Annotated in this window: 20 protein-coding genes and 1 pseudogene; 12 read left to right on the top strand and 9 right to left on the bottom strand. The window is 70.8% G+C overall.

Going from position 1 to position 16286, the window contains the following annotated elements; translation table 11 throughout:
• Positions 1–49: 49 nt before the first annotated feature.
• Both Voc01_RS11175 and Voc01_RS11170 read right to left on the bottom strand, forming a co-directional pair.
• Positions 50–505, bottom strand: a complete 456-nt coding sequence (locus Voc01_RS11175) for a MaoC family dehydratase (protein WP_203927265.1) — start codon at positions 503–505, stop codon at positions 50–52.
• 10 nt (positions 506–515) lie between these two features.
• Positions 516–1751 carry an acetyl-CoA C-acetyltransferase gene (locus Voc01_RS11170; RefSeq protein WP_239160115.1) on the bottom strand — a complete coding sequence of 412 codons (1236 nt, stop codon included), beginning with the start codon at positions 1749–1751 and terminating at the stop codon, positions 516–518.
• A gap of 67 nt (positions 1752–1818) precedes the next feature.
• Here Voc01_RS11170 and Voc01_RS11165 point away from each other — a divergent pair, with 67 nt between their 5' ends.
• The 5 genes from Voc01_RS11165 to Voc01_RS11145 are packed head-to-tail and all read left to right on the top strand — an operon-like array spanning position 1819 to position 6242.
• Positions 1819–2571 (top strand): SDR family oxidoreductase, encoded by a 753-nt coding sequence (locus tag Voc01_RS11165; RefSeq protein ID WP_203927264.1) that lies wholly within the window; start codon positions 1819–1821, stop codon positions 2569–2571.
• Positions 2572–2582: 11 nt separating this feature from the next.
• On the top strand, positions 2583–3383 hold the full coding sequence (locus Voc01_RS11160; protein WP_373873804.1) for an SDR family NAD(P)-dependent oxidoreductase: 801 nt from the start codon (positions 2583–2585) through the stop codon (positions 3381–3383).
• 8 nt (positions 3384–3391) lie between these two features.
• Positions 3392–4381 (top strand): phosphotransferase family protein, encoded by a 990-nt coding sequence (locus tag Voc01_RS11155; RefSeq protein ID WP_239160114.1) that lies wholly within the window; start codon positions 3392–3394, stop codon positions 4379–4381.
• Positions 4365–5588, top strand: a complete 1224-nt coding sequence (locus Voc01_RS11150) for an acyl-CoA dehydrogenase family protein (protein ID WP_203927261.1) — start codon at positions 4365–4367, stop codon at positions 5586–5588. The genes Voc01_RS11155 and Voc01_RS11150 overlap by 17 nt, the downstream gene beginning before the upstream one ends.
• A 60-nt stretch (positions 5589–5648) precedes the next feature.
• Positions 5649–6242: a TetR/AcrR family transcriptional regulator gene (locus Voc01_RS11145; protein ID WP_203927260.1), complete on the top strand. Its 594-nt coding sequence runs from the start codon at positions 5649–5651 to the stop codon at positions 6240–6242.
• On the opposite strand, the gene Voc01_RS11140 is transcribed toward Voc01_RS11145, so the two are convergent.
• Positions 6239–7276, bottom strand: a complete 1038-nt coding sequence (locus tag Voc01_RS11140; protein ID WP_239160113.1) for an alcohol dehydrogenase catalytic domain-containing protein — start codon at positions 7274–7276, stop codon at positions 6239–6241. The two genes, Voc01_RS11145 and Voc01_RS11140, sit on opposite strands and share 4 nt — an antisense overlap.
• A gap of 214 nt (positions 7277–7490) precedes the next feature.
• Here Voc01_RS11140 and Voc01_RS11135 point away from each other — a divergent pair, with 214 nt between their 5' ends.
• Positions 7491–8651: an acyl-CoA dehydrogenase family protein gene (locus Voc01_RS11135; protein ID WP_203927258.1), complete on the top strand. Its 1161-nt coding sequence runs from the start codon at positions 7491–7493 to the stop codon at positions 8649–8651.
• Positions 8648–9403 carry a 3-oxoacyl-ACP reductase FabG gene (fabG, locus tag Voc01_RS11130; RefSeq protein WP_203927257.1) on the top strand — a complete coding sequence of 252 codons (756 nt, stop codon included), beginning with the start codon at positions 8648–8650 and terminating at the stop codon, positions 9401–9403. The genes Voc01_RS11135 and fabG overlap by 4 nt, the downstream gene beginning before the upstream one ends.
• Before the next feature lies 1 nt (position 9404).
• On the opposite strand, the gene Voc01_RS11125 is transcribed toward fabG, so the two are convergent.
• Genes Voc01_RS11125 through Voc01_RS11115 form a run of 3 tightly spaced genes read right to left on the bottom strand, consistent with a single transcriptional unit; the run spans position 9405 to position 10205 of the window.
• Positions 9405–9764, bottom strand: coding sequence for a hypothetical protein (locus Voc01_RS11125; protein WP_203927256.1), 360 nt, complete (start codon positions 9762–9764; stop codon positions 9405–9407).
• 56 nt (positions 9765–9820) lie between these two features.
• Positions 9821–9988, bottom strand: coding sequence for a hypothetical protein (locus Voc01_RS11120; RefSeq protein WP_203927255.1), 168 nt, complete (start codon positions 9986–9988; stop codon positions 9821–9823).
• Between the two features lie 34 nt (positions 9989–10022).
• Positions 10023–10205 carry a hypothetical protein gene (locus tag Voc01_RS11115; protein ID WP_239160112.1) on the bottom strand — a complete coding sequence of 61 codons (183 nt, stop codon included), beginning with the start codon at positions 10203–10205 and terminating at the stop codon, positions 10023–10025.
• A 383-nt stretch (positions 10206–10588) separates the two neighbouring features.
• Between Voc01_RS11115 and Voc01_RS11110 the strand changes: the two genes are divergently transcribed.
• Positions 10589–10828: a DUF397 domain-containing protein gene (locus Voc01_RS11110; protein ID WP_203927253.1), complete on the top strand. Its 240-nt coding sequence runs from the start codon at positions 10589–10591 to the stop codon at positions 10826–10828.
• Between the two features lie 99 nt (positions 10829–10927).
• Complete coding sequence (locus Voc01_RS11105) at positions 10928–11818, top strand: Sco1979 family transcriptional regulator (RefSeq protein ID WP_203927252.1); 891 nt, start codon at positions 10928–10930, stop codon at positions 11816–11818.
• A 34-nt stretch (positions 11819–11852) separates the two neighbouring features.
• Here the strand turns inward: Voc01_RS11105 and Voc01_RS11100 are convergent, their stop codons facing one another.
• The gene (locus Voc01_RS11100; protein WP_203927251.1) at positions 11853–12506 is read right to left on the bottom strand and encodes a response regulator; all 654 of its coding nucleotides are present in this window, start codon (positions 12504–12506) and stop codon (positions 11853–11855) included.
• An 89-nt stretch (positions 12507–12595) separates the two neighbouring features.
• Between Voc01_RS11100 and Voc01_RS11095 the strand changes: the two are divergent.
• From Voc01_RS11095 to Voc01_RS11085, 3 genes and pseudogenes are all read left to right on the top strand, one after another.
• A pseudogene (locus tag Voc01_RS11095) lies at positions 12596–13264 on the top strand (ABC transporter ATP-binding protein); the annotation flags it as partial.
• 50 nt (positions 13265–13314) lie between these two features.
• Positions 13315–14061, top strand: coding sequence for an ABC transporter permease (locus Voc01_RS11090; RefSeq protein ID WP_203927249.1), 747 nt, complete (start codon positions 13315–13317; stop codon positions 14059–14061).
• 36 nt (positions 14062–14097) lie between these two features.
• Positions 14098–14613 (top strand): VOC family protein, encoded by a 516-nt coding sequence (locus tag Voc01_RS11085; protein ID WP_203927248.1) that lies wholly within the window; start codon positions 14098–14100, stop codon positions 14611–14613.
• Positions 14614–14641: 28 nt separating this feature from the next.
• Here the strand turns inward: Voc01_RS11085 and Voc01_RS11080 are convergent, their stop codons facing one another.
• Together Voc01_RS11080 and Voc01_RS11075 are read right to left on the bottom strand one after the other, a co-directional pair.
• Positions 14642–15544: a TIGR03619 family F420-dependent LLM class oxidoreductase gene (locus Voc01_RS11080; protein ID WP_203927247.1), complete on the bottom strand. Its 903-nt coding sequence runs from the start codon at positions 15542–15544 to the stop codon at positions 14642–14644.
• Between the two features lie 4 nt (positions 15545–15548).
• Entirely contained in the window at positions 15549–16070 is a 522-nt protein-coding gene (locus Voc01_RS11075; RefSeq protein ID WP_239160111.1) for a GNAT family N-acetyltransferase, read from the bottom strand.
• Between the last annotated feature and the right edge of the window lie 216 nt (positions 16071–16286).

Genomic DNA, 16286 nt, shown 5'->3' with positions numbered 1-16286 from the left:
CATGACCGCGGGCCGCCACGACCTCCGTGGCGGCCCGCGTTCGCTTTCCCTAGAAGTACAGTCGCGCGACGGTCTGCGCGACGCAGATCGGCTTCTCGCCGCCTTCCCGCTCCAGCGTGACCTCGTTGGTGATCTGGTGGCCGCCGTCTTTCGTCTGCTCGACGCTCAACAGCGTGGCGCCGGCGCGGACCTTGCTGCCGACCGGCAGCGGCGACGGGAACCGCACCTTGTTGGTGCCGTAGTTGATGCCCATCCTGACGCCTTCGATCACGTAGATCTCGGGGGTGAGGGCCGGGAACAACGACAGCGACAGGAAGCCGTGCGCGATCGTCGTCTTGAACGGGCCGGCGGCGGCCTTCTCGGTGTCGACGTGGATCCACTGGTGGTCGCCGGTGGCGTCGGCGAACTTGTTCACCCGCTCCTGGTCGATGACGTGCCAGTCGCTGTAGCCGAGGTGCTCGCCGACGGCGGCCGTGAGGTCCTCGGGGGAGGTGAAAACCCGCATGTGTGCTCCTTCAGCTCATTCTTTCGATGACCATTGCCATACCCTGCCCGCCGCCGACGCACATCGTCTCGAGGCCGATCTGCCTGTCGTGCCAACTGAGCGAGTTGACCAGCGTGGTGGTGATGCGGGCGCCGGTCATGCCGAACGGATGCCCCACCGCGATCGCACCCCCGTTCACGTTCAGCTTCTCCCACCCGAGGCCGAGGTCGGCGGCGCTGGGCACCACCTGTGCCGCGAACGCCTCGTTGATCTCGGCCAGGTCGACGTCGTCAATGGTCATCCTCGCGCGGGAAAGCGCCTGCCGCGAGGCCTCCACCGGTCCGAGCCCCATGATCTCCGGCGACAGCGCCGACACGCCGGTCGACACGATGCGGGCCAGCGGCGTGATGCCGAGGTCGCGTGCCCTCGTGTCGGACATGATGACGACCGCGGCGGCACCGTCGTTGAGCGGGCAGCAGTTGCCGGCGGTGACGGTGCCGTCGGGGCGGAAGACCGGCTTGAGGTTCGCGACGGCCTCCAGCGTGACGCCCTTGCGCGGGCCGTCGTCCTTCTCGACGACCGTGCCGTCGGGGAGAGTGACCGGGGTGATCTCGCGGGCCCAGAAGCCGCTGGCGATGGCCTCCTCGGCGAGGTTCTGGGAGCGGACGCCGAACTCGTCCTGGACCTGCCTGCTGACCTTCTTGGCGTACGCGAGGTTCTCGGCGGTCTGTCCCATGGCGATGTAGATGTCGGGGACAGCGCTTTCCTGCCGGGGGTCGTGCCAGGGCTCGTTGGTTTCCGCCCGCTTGGCCGTGCGCTCGAGGGCCTCGGCGAAGTCGGGGTTGTGGGTGTCGGGCAGACCGTCGCTGCGTCCCTTGCCGTACCGGGACACGCATTCCACGCCGGCGGAGACGAACACGTCGCCCTCGCCGGCCCGGATCGCGTGGAACGCCATGCGGGTGGTCTGCAGCGACGACGAGCAGTACCGGTTGACGGTCGTGCCCGGCAGCGTGTCGAGGCCGAGCTTGACCGCGATGACGCGGGCGAGGTTGTAGCCCTGCTCGCCGGCCGGCTGGGCGCAGCCGACCATCAGGTCGTCGATCGTCGCGGGGTCGAGCTGGGGCACCTTGTCGAGCGCGGCGCGCACGATCGTGGTGGCGAGATCGTCGGGACGCAGCTGGGTCATGGACCCTTTGCCGGCGCGTCCGATGGGGGATCGGGCAGTGGAGACGATGACGGCCTCGGGCACGGTGGGGGTTCCCTTCATTCGCCGTTGCTTTCCTGGGGCGGGCTTCATAGTATCTGCACTTAGGATGCATAAATAGGGAGCGAGCGTGACTGGACGTCTTGCCGGCCGGGTGGCGATCGTCACCGGTGCCAGCCGCGGGATCGGGTTGGGGGTCGCGTCGCGGCTGGTGGCCGAGGGCGCCCGCGTGTGCATCACGGCCAGGAAGCCGGAGGCGCTGTCGGAGGCCGTCTCCTCGCTCGGCGGTGCCGGGGTCGCGGTGGCGGTGGCCGGGAAGGCCGACGACGCCGAGCACCGGGCGGAGGCGGTGCGGCGCGTCACCGAGGAGTTCGGGCCGGTCGACATCCTCGTGAACAACACCGGCATCAACCCGGTGTACGGGCCGCTGGTCGACCTCGACCTGGCCGCCGCCCGCAAGATCTTCGAGGTCAACGTCCTGAGCTCGCTGGCCTGGGTGCAGGAGGTGTGCCGCACCGGTCTGGTCGAGCGGGGCGGCGCGGTCGTGAACGTGTCGTCGGTGGCCGGGCTGCGCACGTCGGGCGGGATCGCGTTCTACGGCATCACCAAGGCGGCGCTGAACCACCTCACGCTCAACCTCGCCGCGGAGCTGGCGCCTTCGGTGCGCGTCAACGCGGTCGCGCCGGCGGTGGTGAAGACACGCTTCGCGACCGCCCTGTACGAGAACGACGAGGAGGCGGTGGCCGCCACCTACCCGCTCAAGCGCCTGGGCATCCCGTCGGACGTCGCGGGCGCGGTGGCGTTCCTGGTCTCCGACGACGCGGCCTGGATGACCGGACAGACCCTGGCCATCGACGGCGGCGCTCTGCTGGGACGCGCATGAGCGGCCCGGGGCTGGCCGTGCGCGGCTCGGTGGTCGTCGTCACCGGTGGTGGCTCGGGGATCGGTGCCGCCCTGGCGCGGCGGTTCGCCGCCGAGGGTGCCCGGGTGGTCGTGAACGACCTCGACGCGGCGGCGGGGAAAGCGGTTGCCGCCGGCATCGGCGCTCCCGCGGCACCGGGGTTGCCCGGTGCCGTCGCGGTGCCGGGAGACGTCACCGACGAGGGCGAGGTGCGCCGCCTGGTCGATCTGACCCGCGAGCGCTTCGGCGGCCTCGACCTGTTCTGCGCCAACGCCGGGGTGTCGCCGCCCCGTGGCACGGGCGACGCCGGGTGGGAACAGGCCTGGCGGGTCAACGTGATGGCGCACGTCTACGCGGCGCGGGCGTTGCTGCCGGGGTGGCTGGCCGAGGGGAAGGGGCGGCTGCTCGTCACGGCCTCCGCGGCGGGGCTGCTGACCCTGCTCGGTGGGCCGGCGTACTCCGTGACGAAGCACGGCGCGGTCGCGTTCGCCGAGTGGCTGCGGGTCACCTACGCGCACCGCGGGATCGTCGTGCAGGCGTTGTGCCCGCAGGGGGTCCGCACGCCGATGCTCACCGGGGCAAGGCCTTTCCTGGACCGGACGGCGATCAGCCCCGAGCGGGTGGCCGACTCGGTGCTCGAGGCGATGACCGACGACCGGTTCCTCGTGCTGCCGCACCCGGAGGTGGCCGGGTACTACGCCCACCGCGCCGCCGGTCCGGACCGGTGGCTGCGGGGCATGAACCGGATGCAGCGCGAGTCCGCCGACCCGCTTCCCGAGCCGGACCTGCTATGACGGTGCCCATGACCGAGCTTCCCGGGCTGGACCTGCCCACGCTGCGCCGCTACCTCGACCGCGCCGTCCCCGGCCTGGTGACCGGCGACCTGTCCGGCGAGGTGATCGCCGGTGGACGGTCGAACCTGACGTATGTGGTCACCGACGGCACCGACCGGTGGGTGGTGCGGCGACCGCCGCTCGGGCACGTGCTCGCGACCGCGCACGACATGGGCCGGGAGTACCGGGTACTGACAGCGCTTTTCCCGACCGGCTATCCGGTACCGGAGACGATCACGCTCGCCACCGACCCGGACGTCATCGGTGCGCCGTTCTACGTGATGCGGTTCGTGGAGGGGACGGTGCACCGGGAGCCCTCGTCGCTGGCCGGACTGGTCCCATCGCTGATCTTCGACCTCGTGGACCGGCTGGCGGATCTGCACGCCGTTGACCCGGACGCGGTGGGGCTGGGCGACTTCGGCCGACCGGCCGGGTACAACGAGCGCCAGGTGCGGCGCTGGAAGAAGCAGCTGGACCTGTCGCGCAGCCGCTCGGTGGAAGACCTCGACGAGCTGCACGAGCGGCTGGCCGCCGCACCACCGCCCGTGCGGCAGGGGACGATCGTGCACGGCGACTACCGCATCGACAACGCGATCGCGGACGGGACGCGGATCGTGGGCGTGCTCGACTGGGAGATGTCCACAGTGGGCGATCCGCTCAGCGACGTCGCGCTGCTCCTGCTCTACACCAGCGACCGCACGCTGTCGGTCCCCGGCCATCCGTCGCTGGACGACATGGTCGAGCGGTACGCGACCCGGTCCGGGCGCGACGTGTCGGACCTGAGCTGGTACCGGGCGATGGCCGCGTTCAAGCTCGCCGTCATCTCGGAGGGCATCCACTACCGGTTCACCCAGGGGCTCACCGTGGGGGACGGCTTCGACCGGGTCGGTGAGCGGGTGGCCCCACTCGCCGCGCAGGGCCACGACTTTCTGGGAGGTACCGATGGACTTCGCCTATGACCCGACCACGCTCGACTACCGCGAGCGGCTGGTCGCGTTCATGGACGAGCACGTGTACCCGGCCGAGCCGGTGTTCGCGGCGCAGCTGAGGGAGCGCAACGACCCTTGGTCGATCCCACCGGTGGTCGCGGAGCTGGGCGCGGAGGCGCGGCGACGCGGGCTGTGGAACCTGTTCCTTCCCGGCTCGCACGGCGCGGGACTGACCAACCTGCAGTACGCGCCGCTGGCTGAGGTCACCGGACGCAGCGGGCTGGGGCCGATGGCGCTCAACTGCGCCGCCCCTGACACCGGCAACATGGAGCTGCTGGCGCAGTTCGGCACCGAGGCCCAGCGCAAGGAGTGGCTGGAACCGTTGCTGGAGGGCCGGATCCGGTCGGCGTTCGCGATGACCGAGCCGGCTGTCGCGTCGTCCGACGCCACCAACGTCGAGACCCGCATCGAGCGCGACGGCGACGACTACGTCATCAACGGCCGCAAGTGGTTCATCACCGGCGCGTTGAACCCCAACTGCCGCATCTTCATCGTGATGGGCAAGACGGATCCGTCGGGCCCGCGGCACCGCCAGCAGAGCCAGATCCTCGTTCCGCGCGACACCCCGGGTCTGTCGGTGCGTCGCGGTCTGTCGGTGTTCGGCTACCTCGACGACGACCACGGCGGGCACGGAGAGGTCGTGTTCGACGACGTGCGGGTGCCGGCCGAGAACCTGATCGGCGGCGAGGGCGACGGGTTCGCCATCTCGCAGGCCCGGCTCGGACCCGGCCGGATCCACCACTGCATGCGCCTCATCGGCACGGCCGAGCGGGCGATCGAGCTGATGTGCCGCCGGGCGGTCGCGCGGACCGCGTTCGGGAAAGCGCTTGCCGACCAGGGGGTCGTGCAGGAGTGGATCGCCGACGCCCGGGTCCGTGTCGAGCAGGCGCGGCTGCTGGTCCTGAAGACCGCCTGGCTGATGGACACCGTGGGGAACCAGGGCGCCCACACCGAGATCCAGGCGATCAAGATCGCGGTGCCGTCGACGGTCGAGTGGATCCTCGACAAGGCGATCCAGGCGCACGGCGCGGCCGGCGTCAGCCAGGACACCCCGCTGGCCCGGCTGTGGAGCAGCGCCCGGTCACTGCGCCTGGCCGACGGTCCCGACGAGGTCCATCGCCGGTCCCTGGCCCGGCGCGAACTGGCCCCATACCGGGCCGCATCAGGACAGGTCTAGACTTCGCGGTTGGCCTGGCGAGCCCCTGACCACTACAAACCTCGAGAAGGACAGCTTGCGATGACCGACATCGAAGCGTCGAATCGGGTCGACGGCCGGTCGGCGCGCTCCGAGCGCACCCGGCGGGCGATCGTGGCCGCCCACCTCGCGCTGATCGACGAGGGCGACCTGAAGCCCACTGGCGAGCGGATCGCCGAGCGGGCCGGCGTGTCGCTGCGCACCCTGTGGACGAACTACAAGGACATGGAGACGCTGTTCGCGGCCACCGGCGAGCTGGTCAAGGACCGCCAGGACTCGATGTACCGGCGCATCGAGCCGGAGCTTCCGCTGGCCGAGCGGGTCGAGCGGTTCTGCGCCCAGCGGATCGAGGTCCTGGAGATGCTGGCGCCGACGGCACGGGCGTCGGCGCTGCGCGAACCGTTCTCTGCCCAGCTGCGGGTGAACCGGGTCGGGAACATCGCCCGGGCGCGGCGCCAGGTCGAGGAGACCTTCGAGGCGGAGCTGGCCGAGGCCGAGGAGCGGGAGCAGCTGGTGATGGCGGTCACGGTGGCGAGCACCTGGTCGTCGTGGTCGATGATGCGCGACACCCTCGGCATGCCGGTCGACGAGGCCAAGGGGATCATGCACCGCACGGTCACCGCACTGCTCTCCTAGTCCTGGAACAGCACCACGGAGCGGCCGCCCTCGCCGCGGGCCATGCGCTCGAAGGCGGCCGGCGCGCCGTCCAGGTCGATGCGGTCGGTGATCAACGGTCCGAGCTTCAACGATCCGTTGAGGACCGACGCGGCGAGCGCCGGCACGTCCCGGTCGGGGTCGGCGGCGCCGTACACCGACGACCGCAGCACCTTCGCGGAGTGGAAGATGTCCAGGGCGCTGAGGCTGACGAGGTCGTCGCGGCGGCCCATGCCGACGACGGTCACCTGGCCGCCGCGCCGGGTGGCGCGCCACGCGGCCTGGATCGTGGACGACCGGCCGACGCACTCGAAGGCGTGGTCGACGCCACGGCCCTCGGTGAGGCCGCGGACGGCCTTGGCGAGCCGCTCGTCGGACACCAGGTAGTCGGTGGCGCCGGCCGCCTCGGCGAGCGGGCGCTTGGCCTCGGACACGTCGACCGCGATGACGACGGCGGCACCCGCGGCCCGGGCCGCGAGCAGCACCGACAGCCCGACCCCGCCGAGCCCCACCACCAGGACCGACTCGCCCTCCCGCACGGCGGCGGTGTTGCGTACGGCCCCGGTGCCGGTGAGCACCGCGCATCCGAGGAGCGCCGCCTGGTCGGCCGGGACTCCGGCCGGCACCGGGACGACCGCGTTCGCCGGTACCAGCACCTCTTCGGCCAGCGCGCCCAGCCCGAGCGTGACGCTGACCGGGGTGCCGTCGGCGGTGGTGCCGCCGGGCTTCGAGGGTCCGGCGGCCGTCTCGCAGAGCCAGGGCTGGCCGTGCGTGCAGTGCCAGCACCCGCGGCAGGCCGGTGACCAGTTGAGCACCACCTCGTCGCCGGGGCGCACGTGCGTCACCCGGTCGCCGGTGGCCAGCACGACGCCGGCGGCCTCGTGGCCGAGCACGAGCGGGAAGGTGGGCGCGAGCGTCCCGTTGACCATCGACAGGTCCGAGTGGCAGACCCCGGCGGCGCGCACCCGCACCCGGACGCTGTCGGGCCCGAGGTCGGGCAGCGTGACCTCCTCCACGGAAAGCGCTTCCCCGACGCCACGCGAAACGAGTGCCCTGACCGTCACCGTGTCTTCCCCTTTCCGGCGCCCGCGGCGCTTCGGCGTTACCGGCTCGCCACGGCGCTTCGGCGTCACCGGCGCCCGCGGCGGTTCGGCATCACCCGCTCGCGCGCGCCAGATCTCCTCCGCCGGAAACCTAACACTGGAAGTTTAATGGGGGTAGTCTCCCGCCATGGATCTGTCCCTCACCGCCGAACAGCAGGCGGTCCGCGAGCTCGCCGCCGGGTTCGTCGACCGCGAGATCCTCCCGTACGCAGCCGTTTGGGACCGGCGTGAGCAGGTCGACGTCTCCATCGTGAGGAAGCTCGGTGACCTCGGTTTCCTCGGCCTCACCATCCCCGAGGAGCACGGCGGGTCGGGCGGCGACCACCTCACCTACTGCCTCGTCCTGGAGGAGCTCGGCCGCGGCGACTCCGCCGTCCGCGGCATGGTCTCGGTGTCTCTCGGGCTGGTGGGCAAGTCGATCGCCGGCTACGGCTCGCCCGAGCAGAAGCGGGAGTGGCTGCCCCGGCTGTGCTCGGGGGAAGCGCTTGCCTGCTTCGCGCTCACCGAGCCCGACACCGGGTCCGACGCCGGCTCCCTCAAGACCCGCGCCGAGAGCGACGGCGACGACTTCCTGCTCACCGGCTCGAAGATGTTCATCACCAACGGCACGTGGGCCGACGTGGTGCTCGTGTTCGCCCGCACGGGCGGGCCGGGTCACCGAGGGGTAAGCGCTTTCCTCGTCCCGACCGGCGCCGACGGGCTCACCCGCCGCGAGATCCACGGAAAGCTCGGCCTGCGCGGGCAGGCCACCGCGGAGCTGACGTTCGACCGGGTGCGCGTGCCGGCGTCGGCGATGGTCGGCGGGGAAGGAAAGGGCTTTCACGTCGCGATGGCCGCGCTCGCGAAGGGGCGCATGTCCGTCGCCGCGGGGTGTGTGGGGATCGCGCAGGGCTGCCTCGACGCGGCTGTGGGCTACGCGAAGCAGCGGGAGCAGTTCCAGAAGCCGATCGCGGCGCACCAACTGGTCCAGAGTCTGCTCGCGAACATCGCGGTCGACACCGAGGCCGCGCGGATGCTGGTGTGGCGGACCGCCGACCTGATCGAGCGCGGCCAGCCCTTCGCCACCGAGGCGTCGATGGCGAAGCTGTTCGCGAGCGAGGCCGCGGTTCGGGCGGCGAACAACGCGCTGCAGGTCTTCGGCGGCTACGGCTACATCGACGAGTACCCGGTCGGCAAGTACCTGCGCGATGCCCGGGTGATGACCCTGTACGAGGGCACCAGCCAGATCCAGGAACTGCTGATCGGCCGGGCCCTGACCGGTATCAACGCGTTCGGAGGCCAGTCATGAGGTTCACCGACCGGGTCGCGGTCGTCACCGGTGGTGCCCAGGGCATCGGCGCCGCGACCGCCGCGCTCCTCGCGGCGGGCGGAGCGAGCGTCGCAGTGGTCGATCTCACAGCGGATCGCTCGGCGTCGATCGTGGAAAGGATCACATCGGACGGTGGACGCTCGCTCGCCGTCGGCTGCGACGTGACGGACGGAGCCGCCGTGACCGCGATGGTCGAGCGGGTCGTCGGAGAGTGGGGACGCGTCGACATCCTGGTGAACAACGCCGGGATCACGCGCGACAACCTGCTCTTCCGGATGCCGGAGCAGGAGTGGACCGCGGTGCTGACCACGAACCTGACCAGCATGTTCCTGTGCTGTCAGGCCGTGCAGAAGCACATGGTCGACCAGCGTTACGGCAAGATCGTGAACCTGAGCAGCCGGTCGGCGCTGGGCAACCGCGGACAGGTCAACTACGCGGCGGCCAAGGCCGGCGTCCAGGGGCTCACCGCCACGTTGGCGATCGAGCTCGGCCAGTTCAACATCACGGTCAATGCCGTGGCCCCGGGCTACATCGCGACCGCGATGACCGCGGCGACGGCCGAACGCGTGGGTGCGACGCCGGAGGACCACCAGAAGCACGCGGCGGCCGCCACGCCGCTGCGCCGGGTGGGGCAGCCGGAGGAGGTGGCGTCGGTGATCGCGTTCCTCGCCAGCGACGAGGCGTCGTACGTGAGCGGCCAGACCCTGTACGTCAACGGCGGCGCCCGCTGACTCAGGCGTCGGCGATCGCCGAATGCCGGGGGCGGTTGAAGAAGCGGGCCCAGTAGGACTCGTGCGCCAGGCGCATCAGGGGCCCGAGGTCGATCGGGCGGCGTGCGCCCGCTCCGGGCGCCGGTGGCCGGTCGGCTCGTCGCTCCTCGGAAGGCGGGTCGTACGGGACCGTCGTGATCGGCAGCGGGCCGTCGGGCATGCCCGGGTGATCGCGGCGTCTCCTGCCGGCCGTGTTGACCGCCCAGCGGGACCGGTAGGCCGTGTCGAGGTTCTGGGCCGGGCGCAGGTCGGCGCCGTTGTAGGCGCGCTCGCGGTTGTGGTCGCCGTTCGTGCCGCGCGGAGGCTCCCGTTCCGGCCGCATCGCAGCGTCCATGGCGGCGCCCTCCCATCGGACCGGCCGCGGTGGCCGGGTGTTCGTCAGCGGCCTCGCCAGGACCTGGCCGGAACGGACAGGATCGGCCGTTCGCCGCAGCTGGCGCATGTCACGTTGTCGCCGCACTGCGGGCACCAGGAGTTGATGCGACGCAGATACCAGCCGATCGCGACGCCGGCGAGAAGTGCCAGCAGTCCGACCATGGCGATCATGGCGAACCTTTCGAGGGGGTGGGGGCGGGAAGTGTCACGCGGAATGGAGCCGGTCGATCAACGGGTCCCGGTCGTCGCGGGGAAGCACGAACGGGGCCGTCAACGTGTCGACACCGGTACCGCGGGAGTCGTTGGGCCGGTAGGTCACCATGGCCGCCCGGGCGGATGCGGCCTCGATGACGCCCGCTCGCCAGACGCCACCGCGATAGACCCACACCGGGTCGTCTCGCCGGTAACTGTCGGTAGGGGCAACTTCTGCTGGATCGCGGAGATCTGGATCGATGGTGGGGACCGGCATGCCTGGTTGCCTCCCGCCTGCGTGCCGTCCTGGTGGGGAAGAAATGCGCTGTGTAGCTGGGGAAGTAGCGCGGAGTTTCCTCGACGTTCCCTGGCGTTTCCGTTGGTCACCCGTCTGGATGACGAGCAACCGTTTAAGCCTCATAAGTCGTCATTGACCATGAATTCGGCTGGCTGATCCTCACTGCCTGTGCGATATCATCCTCCGCGTCGCATGCAGGCGCAAGAGCGGATGCACGTGCAGATGACGGATTCACCGCTCGACAGAGCACCCAGACCCGCCTGAGACATAGAGAGACACACATGACTCAAGTAAGTGTGAGATCGTCAGCCAACGATCTACCCCCGTTGGCCTGGCGTAAGAGCCGGCGGAGCAATCCCAGCGGCAACTGTGTCGAGGTTGCCGAGCTCCCCGACGGCTCGGGTGTCGCTGTGCGGAACTCCCGCGATCCGGAGGGTCCCGCGCTGATCTACACGCCCGCCGAGATTGCGGCATTTATCCTTGGCGCGAAGGACGGCGACTTCGACGATCTGATCACCTGACGAATACCGGCAGTTTCGCTGGTTACCAATTGGTCATAACATCCCTACGGGGGAGAGCCGTACCCGACCGGGGGTCGGCTCGACAACCGGAGGTATTTCGTGACGACGGCCCAGTCGGAAGGTGGGTCGGCCGGCGGGCCGACCGTGCTGCGCATCCTGCTGGGCAACCAGCTCCGCGCGCTCCGCGAGGCGAACGGTGTCACCCGGGAAGCGGCCGGGTATGAGATCCGTGCCTCGGAGTCGAAGATCAGCCGTATCGAGCTCGGCCGCGTCGGCTTCAAGGAGCGCGACGTCGCCGACCTGCTCTCGCTGTACGGGGTCACCGACGAGAAGGAGCGCGCGGCGCTGCTTGCCCTCGCCCGTGAGGCGAACACGCCCGGATGGTGGCACCGGTACGGCGACGTGATGCCGAGCTGGTTCCAGTCCTACATGGGGCTGGAGTCGGCGGCGGAGCTGATCCGTACCTACGAGGTGCAGTTCGTGCCGGGTCTGCTCCAGACCGCCGACTACGCCCGCGCGGTCATCTGCCTCGGCCACTCCGACGCGCCCGAGGCGGAGATCGAGCGCCGGGTTCAACTGCGAATGGACCGCAAGCGGCTGCTCACCCGCACCGCGCCGCCCGAGATGTGGTTCGTCGTCGACGAGGCGGCGCTGCGCCGGCCGATCGGCGGACGCGACGTCATGCGCGCCCAGCTCGAGTACCTGATCGAGGTCGCGCAGATGTCGCACGTGCGGCTGCAGGTCATCCCGTTCCTGGCCGGCGGTCACGCCGGCGCCGGCGGCGCGTTCACGATCCTGCGGTTCCCCGAGGAGGAACTGCCCGACGTGGTCTACGTCGAGCAGCTCACCAGCGCGCTCTACCTCGACAAGCCGGAGGACCGCGACCAGTACGCGCTGGCCATGGAGCAGCTCTGCATCGAGGCCGAGGCGCCCACCCGCACGGTGGAGATCCTGGACAAGATGCTCCAGGAGCTCGACCTGCACCACTGAGCGTCGCGGCCGTCGCGGTCCTGAGCCCTGCGGCTCAGGACCGCGTGCCGTCGAGGTAGGCGAGCACGGCGAGCACCCGTCGGTTGTCGTCGTCGGACTGCGTGAGCCCGAGCTTGGTGAAGATGCCGGCCGTGTGCTTGCCGACCGCGCTGTCGGACAGGAACAGCCGCTGCCCGATCGCGGCGTTCGAACGGCCCTCGGCCATCAGCTCCAGGACCTCCCGCTCGCGCGGGGTCAGGGCGGCCAGCGGCTGGTCGGTGGAGTTGCGGGCGAGCAGCTTCGCGATGACCTCGGGGTCCATCACGGTGCCGCCGGCGGCGACCTGCCGCACCGCGTCGACGAACTGCTCGGCGTTGAACACCCGGTCCTTGAGCAGGTAGCCCACGCCGCCCGAGCCGTCGGCCAGGAGTTCACGGGCGTACAGCTGCTCGACGTGTGACGAGAGCACCAGGACGGGAAGGCCGGGCCGGTCGCGGCGGGCGGAAAGCGCTATCCGCAGGCCCTCGTCGGTCTGGGTCGGCGGCAGCCGCACGTCGACGACCGCGACGTCGGGCTGCAGGGCGGGCAGGGCGGCGGCCAGCTCCGGGCCGGTGGCGACCGCCGCGACCACCTCGAAGCCGTGGGCGGCGAGGAGGTGACGCAGGCCGTCCCGCAGAATCGCCAGGTCCTCGGCCAGCACGACGCGCATGGGCCGAAGCCTAACGGTGTAGCTAGCTCCACCCCGCCGGGTATCCAGCGTCATTACCGCCGGCGCCGGTGATCCATAGCGTTTCATGCATGCCAGTCATCGATGTTTCCAAGCTCCGTAAGAGCTACGGCGAGCGCCGGGTGCTCGAGGAGGTCACGTTCTCGGTCGAGCCGGGAGAGATTTTCGGCATCGTCGGTCCGAACGGCGCCGGCAAGACCACGACGGTCGAGTCGATCGCGGGAATCCGCTTTCCCGACGACGGCACGATCCGCGTGCTCGGGCTCGACCCGCGCCGCGACCGCGCCGCATTGCGGCTGCGCCTCGGAGTGCAGCTGCAGAGCGGCGAGCTGCCCGACCGGATGCGCGTGGGGGAAGCGCTTTCCCTGTACGCGTCCTTCTACCCGGACCCGGCCGACCCGGAGCAGCTGCTCGCCGAGTTCGGCCTGGACGGTCACCGTCGGACCTTCTTCGGCAAGCTCTCCGGCGGCCTCAAGCAGCGGGTCTCGATCGCCCTCGCGCTGATCGGCAACCCCGAGGTGGCGATCCTCGACGAGCTGACCACCGGCCTCGACCCGCATGCCCGTCGGGAGACCTGGCGCATGGTCGAGCGGATCCGCGACCGCGGCGTCACCGTGCTGCTCGTGACCCACTACATGGACGAGGCGGAGCGCCTGTGCGACCGCATCGCCGTGATCAACGACGGCCGGGTGGCGGCCCTCGACACGCCCGCCGGCATCCGGGCCCGGGGCGGGCCCGACGCATCCCTCGAAGACGCCTACGTCACCCTCACGACCAACGGGAGCCTGTGATGACGACCGGACTCAAGCAACTGACCGCGATGGAGTTCAGGCTCGCCGCGCGTGACTACATCACGATCCCGCTCGCGCTGGTGCTGCCGACCGCGCTGGTGCTGGCGTTCGGGCTTCCGGGGAGCAGCCGCGTACCCGACCCGGCGTTCGGCGGCGCCCGCGCCGTCGACTCGGCCCTGCCGGCCCTGGCGGCGACGCTGGCGGTGGCGGCGCTCGCGCTGACCGTGCTGCCGGCCTACTTCGGCGCGTACCGGGAAAGGGGAATCCTCAAGCGGCTGTCGACGACGCCGGCGAAGCCGAGCGCGCTGCTGCTGGCCTACCTGACGGTGCACGTGACGCTCGCGCTCGCGGCGTTGGCGCTGACGCTCGTCGTGGGGATGCTCGCCGTGGACATGCGGCCGCCGCAGCACGTGGGTGGCTTCGTCCTCTCGTACGTGTTCGGTCTCGCCGCGATGTTCGGGATCAGCATCCTGGTGGCCGCGGTGGTGCGCACGGCGCGGGGCGGCAGCGGATACGGGTTCCTGCTGTTCTTCCCGTCGCTGTTCTTCGCCGGGGCGTACCTGCCGAAGGAGCAGATGCCCGGCTGGCTGAGCCGGGCCGGCGACTTCACCCCGCTGGGCGCGTTCCGCATCACCGTGCAGGACTCGTGGTCGGGTCACTCGCCCGAATGGATCCTCGTGGTGTTCCTCGCCGCTTTCGCGGGCATCGCGTTCTGGGCGGCCTCGAAGCTGTTCCGCTGGGAGTAAGTTACTTGTGTCGACAACAAGGTGAAGGGGACGGAGATGCCGCAGCCACAGGGTGAGGAACTCGCCGCCGTACGGCAGCGCCGCGACGAGATCCGCGAGCGTTACCTCCGTCCCCGGGGCGAGCGGAAGCCGCCCACCACGCGGGGTATCCACCACGCGGCGCTGATCTGCCGCGACGTGGAGGAGACGATCCGGTTCTACCAGGAGTTCCTCGGGTTCCCGCTGGTAGAGCTCGTCGAGAACCGCGACTACGCCGGCTCCAGCCACTTCTTCTTCGACCTGGGAAACCGCAATCTTCTCGGGTTCTTCGACTTCCCCGGTCACGACCACCCGCCGTTCAGCGAGACCATCGGTGCGGTGCAGCACATCGCGTTGTCGGTGAGCCCGGAGCAGTTCGCCGCCGCGAAGGCGAAACTCGACGAGGCGGGGATCGAGTACCTCGGGCCCGACCGGGGCGTGGAGGACAGCCTCTACATCCGCGACCCGAACGGGGTGGGTGTCGAGCTGTACCGGGAGGAGCTCGGGCGGTTCGAGGGCTCCGAGCTTCTCTGACCGACGTGGACCGGGTCGCGGAAAGGGCCTACCGGGCGGGTGCCAGGGTCTCGAGGATCTCCTCGGCCCGGGCCACCGCCGCGGTGGGGTCGGCGTCGGGGGCGGCGATCGCCGGATCCCAGTTGAGGTCGTAGAAGATCTCGGTGACGCCCTGGGTGGCGAGCCACTCGACGTCGGCGCGGACCTGGGCGGGGGTGCCGGACAGCGGGGCGTCCGTCCGTTCGCCCAGGCGCAGGACGCCGCGTGAGACCACACGCAGCGCCGCCGGGTCCCGGCCGGCCTCGGCGGCGGCCGCCCGCACGATCGCGATGTCGGCGCCGATCGAGGACAGGTCGGTGGCGCTGCGGCTGACCCAGCCGTCGCCGAGGCGGCCGGCCCGCCGCAGGGCCGCCTTCGCGACACCGCCGACGAGGACCGGCGGGCCCGGCTTCTGCACCGGTCGCGGATCCATGCGGGTGGGCGGCACGGTGTAGAACTCGCCCTGGAAAGCGCTGACCTCGTCGGCCCACAGGGTGCGCAGCACGCGCAGGTACTCGTCGGCGCGGGCGCCGCGCCGCTCCATCGAGCCGCCGGTCGCGGTGAACTCCGCCGGCGAGTGTCCGGTGCCGAGCCCGAGGTCGAGCCGGCCGCCGGACAGGACGTCGAGGGTCGTCGCCTGCTTCGCCAGGTAGGCCGGCGAGATGAACGGCAGGTTGACGACGGCGACGCCGAGCCGGATGCGGGTGGTGTGCGCGGCCGCGAACGTCAACGCCAGCAAGGGATCCAGGACGCTGCGGTAGTTCGGCGGTGGCGGCTGGTCGGCGTCGACGAGCAGGCGCTGGAACGTCCACAGCGAGCCGTAGCCGAGCTCCTCCGCCCGCCGAGCGAAGTGTGTGATGTTCGCGGGCGTGGCCCACGCCCCGGACACCGGCAACCCGAACCCGATCCGCATGGCCCTACCGTAGTCCCCGGATCTTGCGGTACAGCACGAATGGTGCGCCGTCCCACTCGATGTCCTTCGCGTAGACCATGCCGAGGCGCTCCATCACCGCGCGCGAGCGGGCATTGTGCACCTCGGTGAACGCGACCACCTCGGCGGCGTCGAGCTCGGTGAAGGCGACCTCGAGGCCGGCGCGGCCGATCTCGGTGGCGTAGCCGTGTCCCCAGAACCGGTGGTGCAGCACCCAGCCGAGCTCCAGGCGGGCAGCGCCGTCGATGTGCACGCGCGAGAGGCCGCCGCGGCCGACCGGGTCGCCCGTCCCGCGGTGGAAGGCGAACCACTTGTGGACGCCGTCGGTCCGCCAGCCGTCGGCCATGCGGGCCGCCTCGCGGTCGGTTCCCTCGCGGGTCCACTCGCCGTACCAATCGGCGACGGCGGGGTCGGAATACAGGGCCAGAAGCTCGGCGCCGTGCCGTTCCGTCACCGGTTCCAGGCGCAGGCGGTCCGTCTCGCGGACGCGGGCCGGGCGGCGGGGCACGGGCGCACTGTACCGAGGCGGGCGCACGGTCTCCAGCCATATGTCGATACGCCTCATCGCTGGATTGTGTGCCGATGTCATCGACACACATTGTTGCTCATCGTGAGACTCCGTATCCTCTTGGTAAGCGGCGGCGTCGGGGAAGGGCGCCGCCGCTTCGTGCGTCCCGAAGCGCTTTCCGCGACCCCGACGTCGCGAAACAGTGATCGCCTCGAA

The sequence above is a fragment of the Virgisporangium ochraceum genome (assembly GCF_016863655.1).
GTDB lineage: Bacteria > Actinomycetota > Actinomycetes > Mycobacteriales > Micromonosporaceae > Virgisporangium > Virgisporangium ochraceum.
Note: the sequence above shows the minus strand (reverse complement) of the source record. Positions and strands in the feature narration are given on the sequence as shown.

Bases quoted from the DNA above. Each gene is read 5' to 3' on its own strand.
- Voc01_RS11175 (WP_203927265.1), bottom strand. From the start codon at position 505: ATGCGGGTTTTCACCTCCCCCGAGGACCTCACGGCCGCCGTCGGCGAG.
- Voc01_RS11170 (WP_239160115.1), bottom strand. From the start codon at position 1,751: ATGAAGGGAACCCCCACCGTGCCCGAGGCCGTCATCGTCTCCACTGCC.
- Voc01_RS11155 (WP_239160114.1), top strand. From the start codon at position 3,392: ATGACCGAGCTTCCCGGGCTGGACCTGCCCACGCTGCGCCGCTACCTC.
- Voc01_RS11150 (WP_203927261.1), top strand. From the start codon at position 4,365: ATGGACTTCGCCTATGACCCGACCACGCTCGACTACCGCGAGCGGCTG.
- Voc01_RS11145 (WP_203927260.1), top strand. From the start codon at position 5,649: ATGACCGACATCGAAGCGTCGAATCGGGTCGACGGCCGGTCGGCGCGC.
- Voc01_RS11135 (WP_203927258.1), top strand. From the start codon at position 7,491: ATGGATCTGTCCCTCACCGCCGAACAGCAGGCGGTCCGCGAGCTCGCC.
- fabG (WP_203927257.1), top strand. From the start codon at position 8,648: ATGAGGTTCACCGACCGGGTCGCGGTCGTCACCGGTGGTGCCCAGGGC.
- Voc01_RS11125 (WP_203927256.1), bottom strand. From the start codon at position 9,764: ATGCGGCCGGAACGGGAGCCTCCGCGCGGCACGAACGGCGACCACAAC.
- Voc01_RS11120 (WP_203927255.1), bottom strand. From the start codon at position 9,988: ATGATCGCCATGGTCGGACTGCTGGCACTTCTCGCCGGCGTCGCGATC.
- Voc01_RS11110 (WP_203927253.1), top strand. From the start codon at position 10,589: ATGACTCAAGTAAGTGTGAGATCGTCAGCCAACGATCTACCCCCGTTG.
- Voc01_RS11100 (WP_203927251.1), bottom strand. From the start codon at position 12,506: ATGCGCGTCGTGCTGGCCGAGGACCTGGCGATTCTGCGGGACGGCCTG.
- Voc01_RS11090 (WP_203927249.1), top strand. From the start codon at position 13,315: ATGACGACCGGACTCAAGCAACTGACCGCGATGGAGTTCAGGCTCGCC.
- Voc01_RS11085 (WP_203927248.1), top strand. From the start codon at position 14,098: ATGCCGCAGCCACAGGGTGAGGAACTCGCCGCCGTACGGCAGCGCCGC.
- Voc01_RS11080 (WP_203927247.1), bottom strand. From the start codon at position 15,544: ATGCGGATCGGGTTCGGGTTGCCGGTGTCCGGGGCGTGGGCCACGCCC.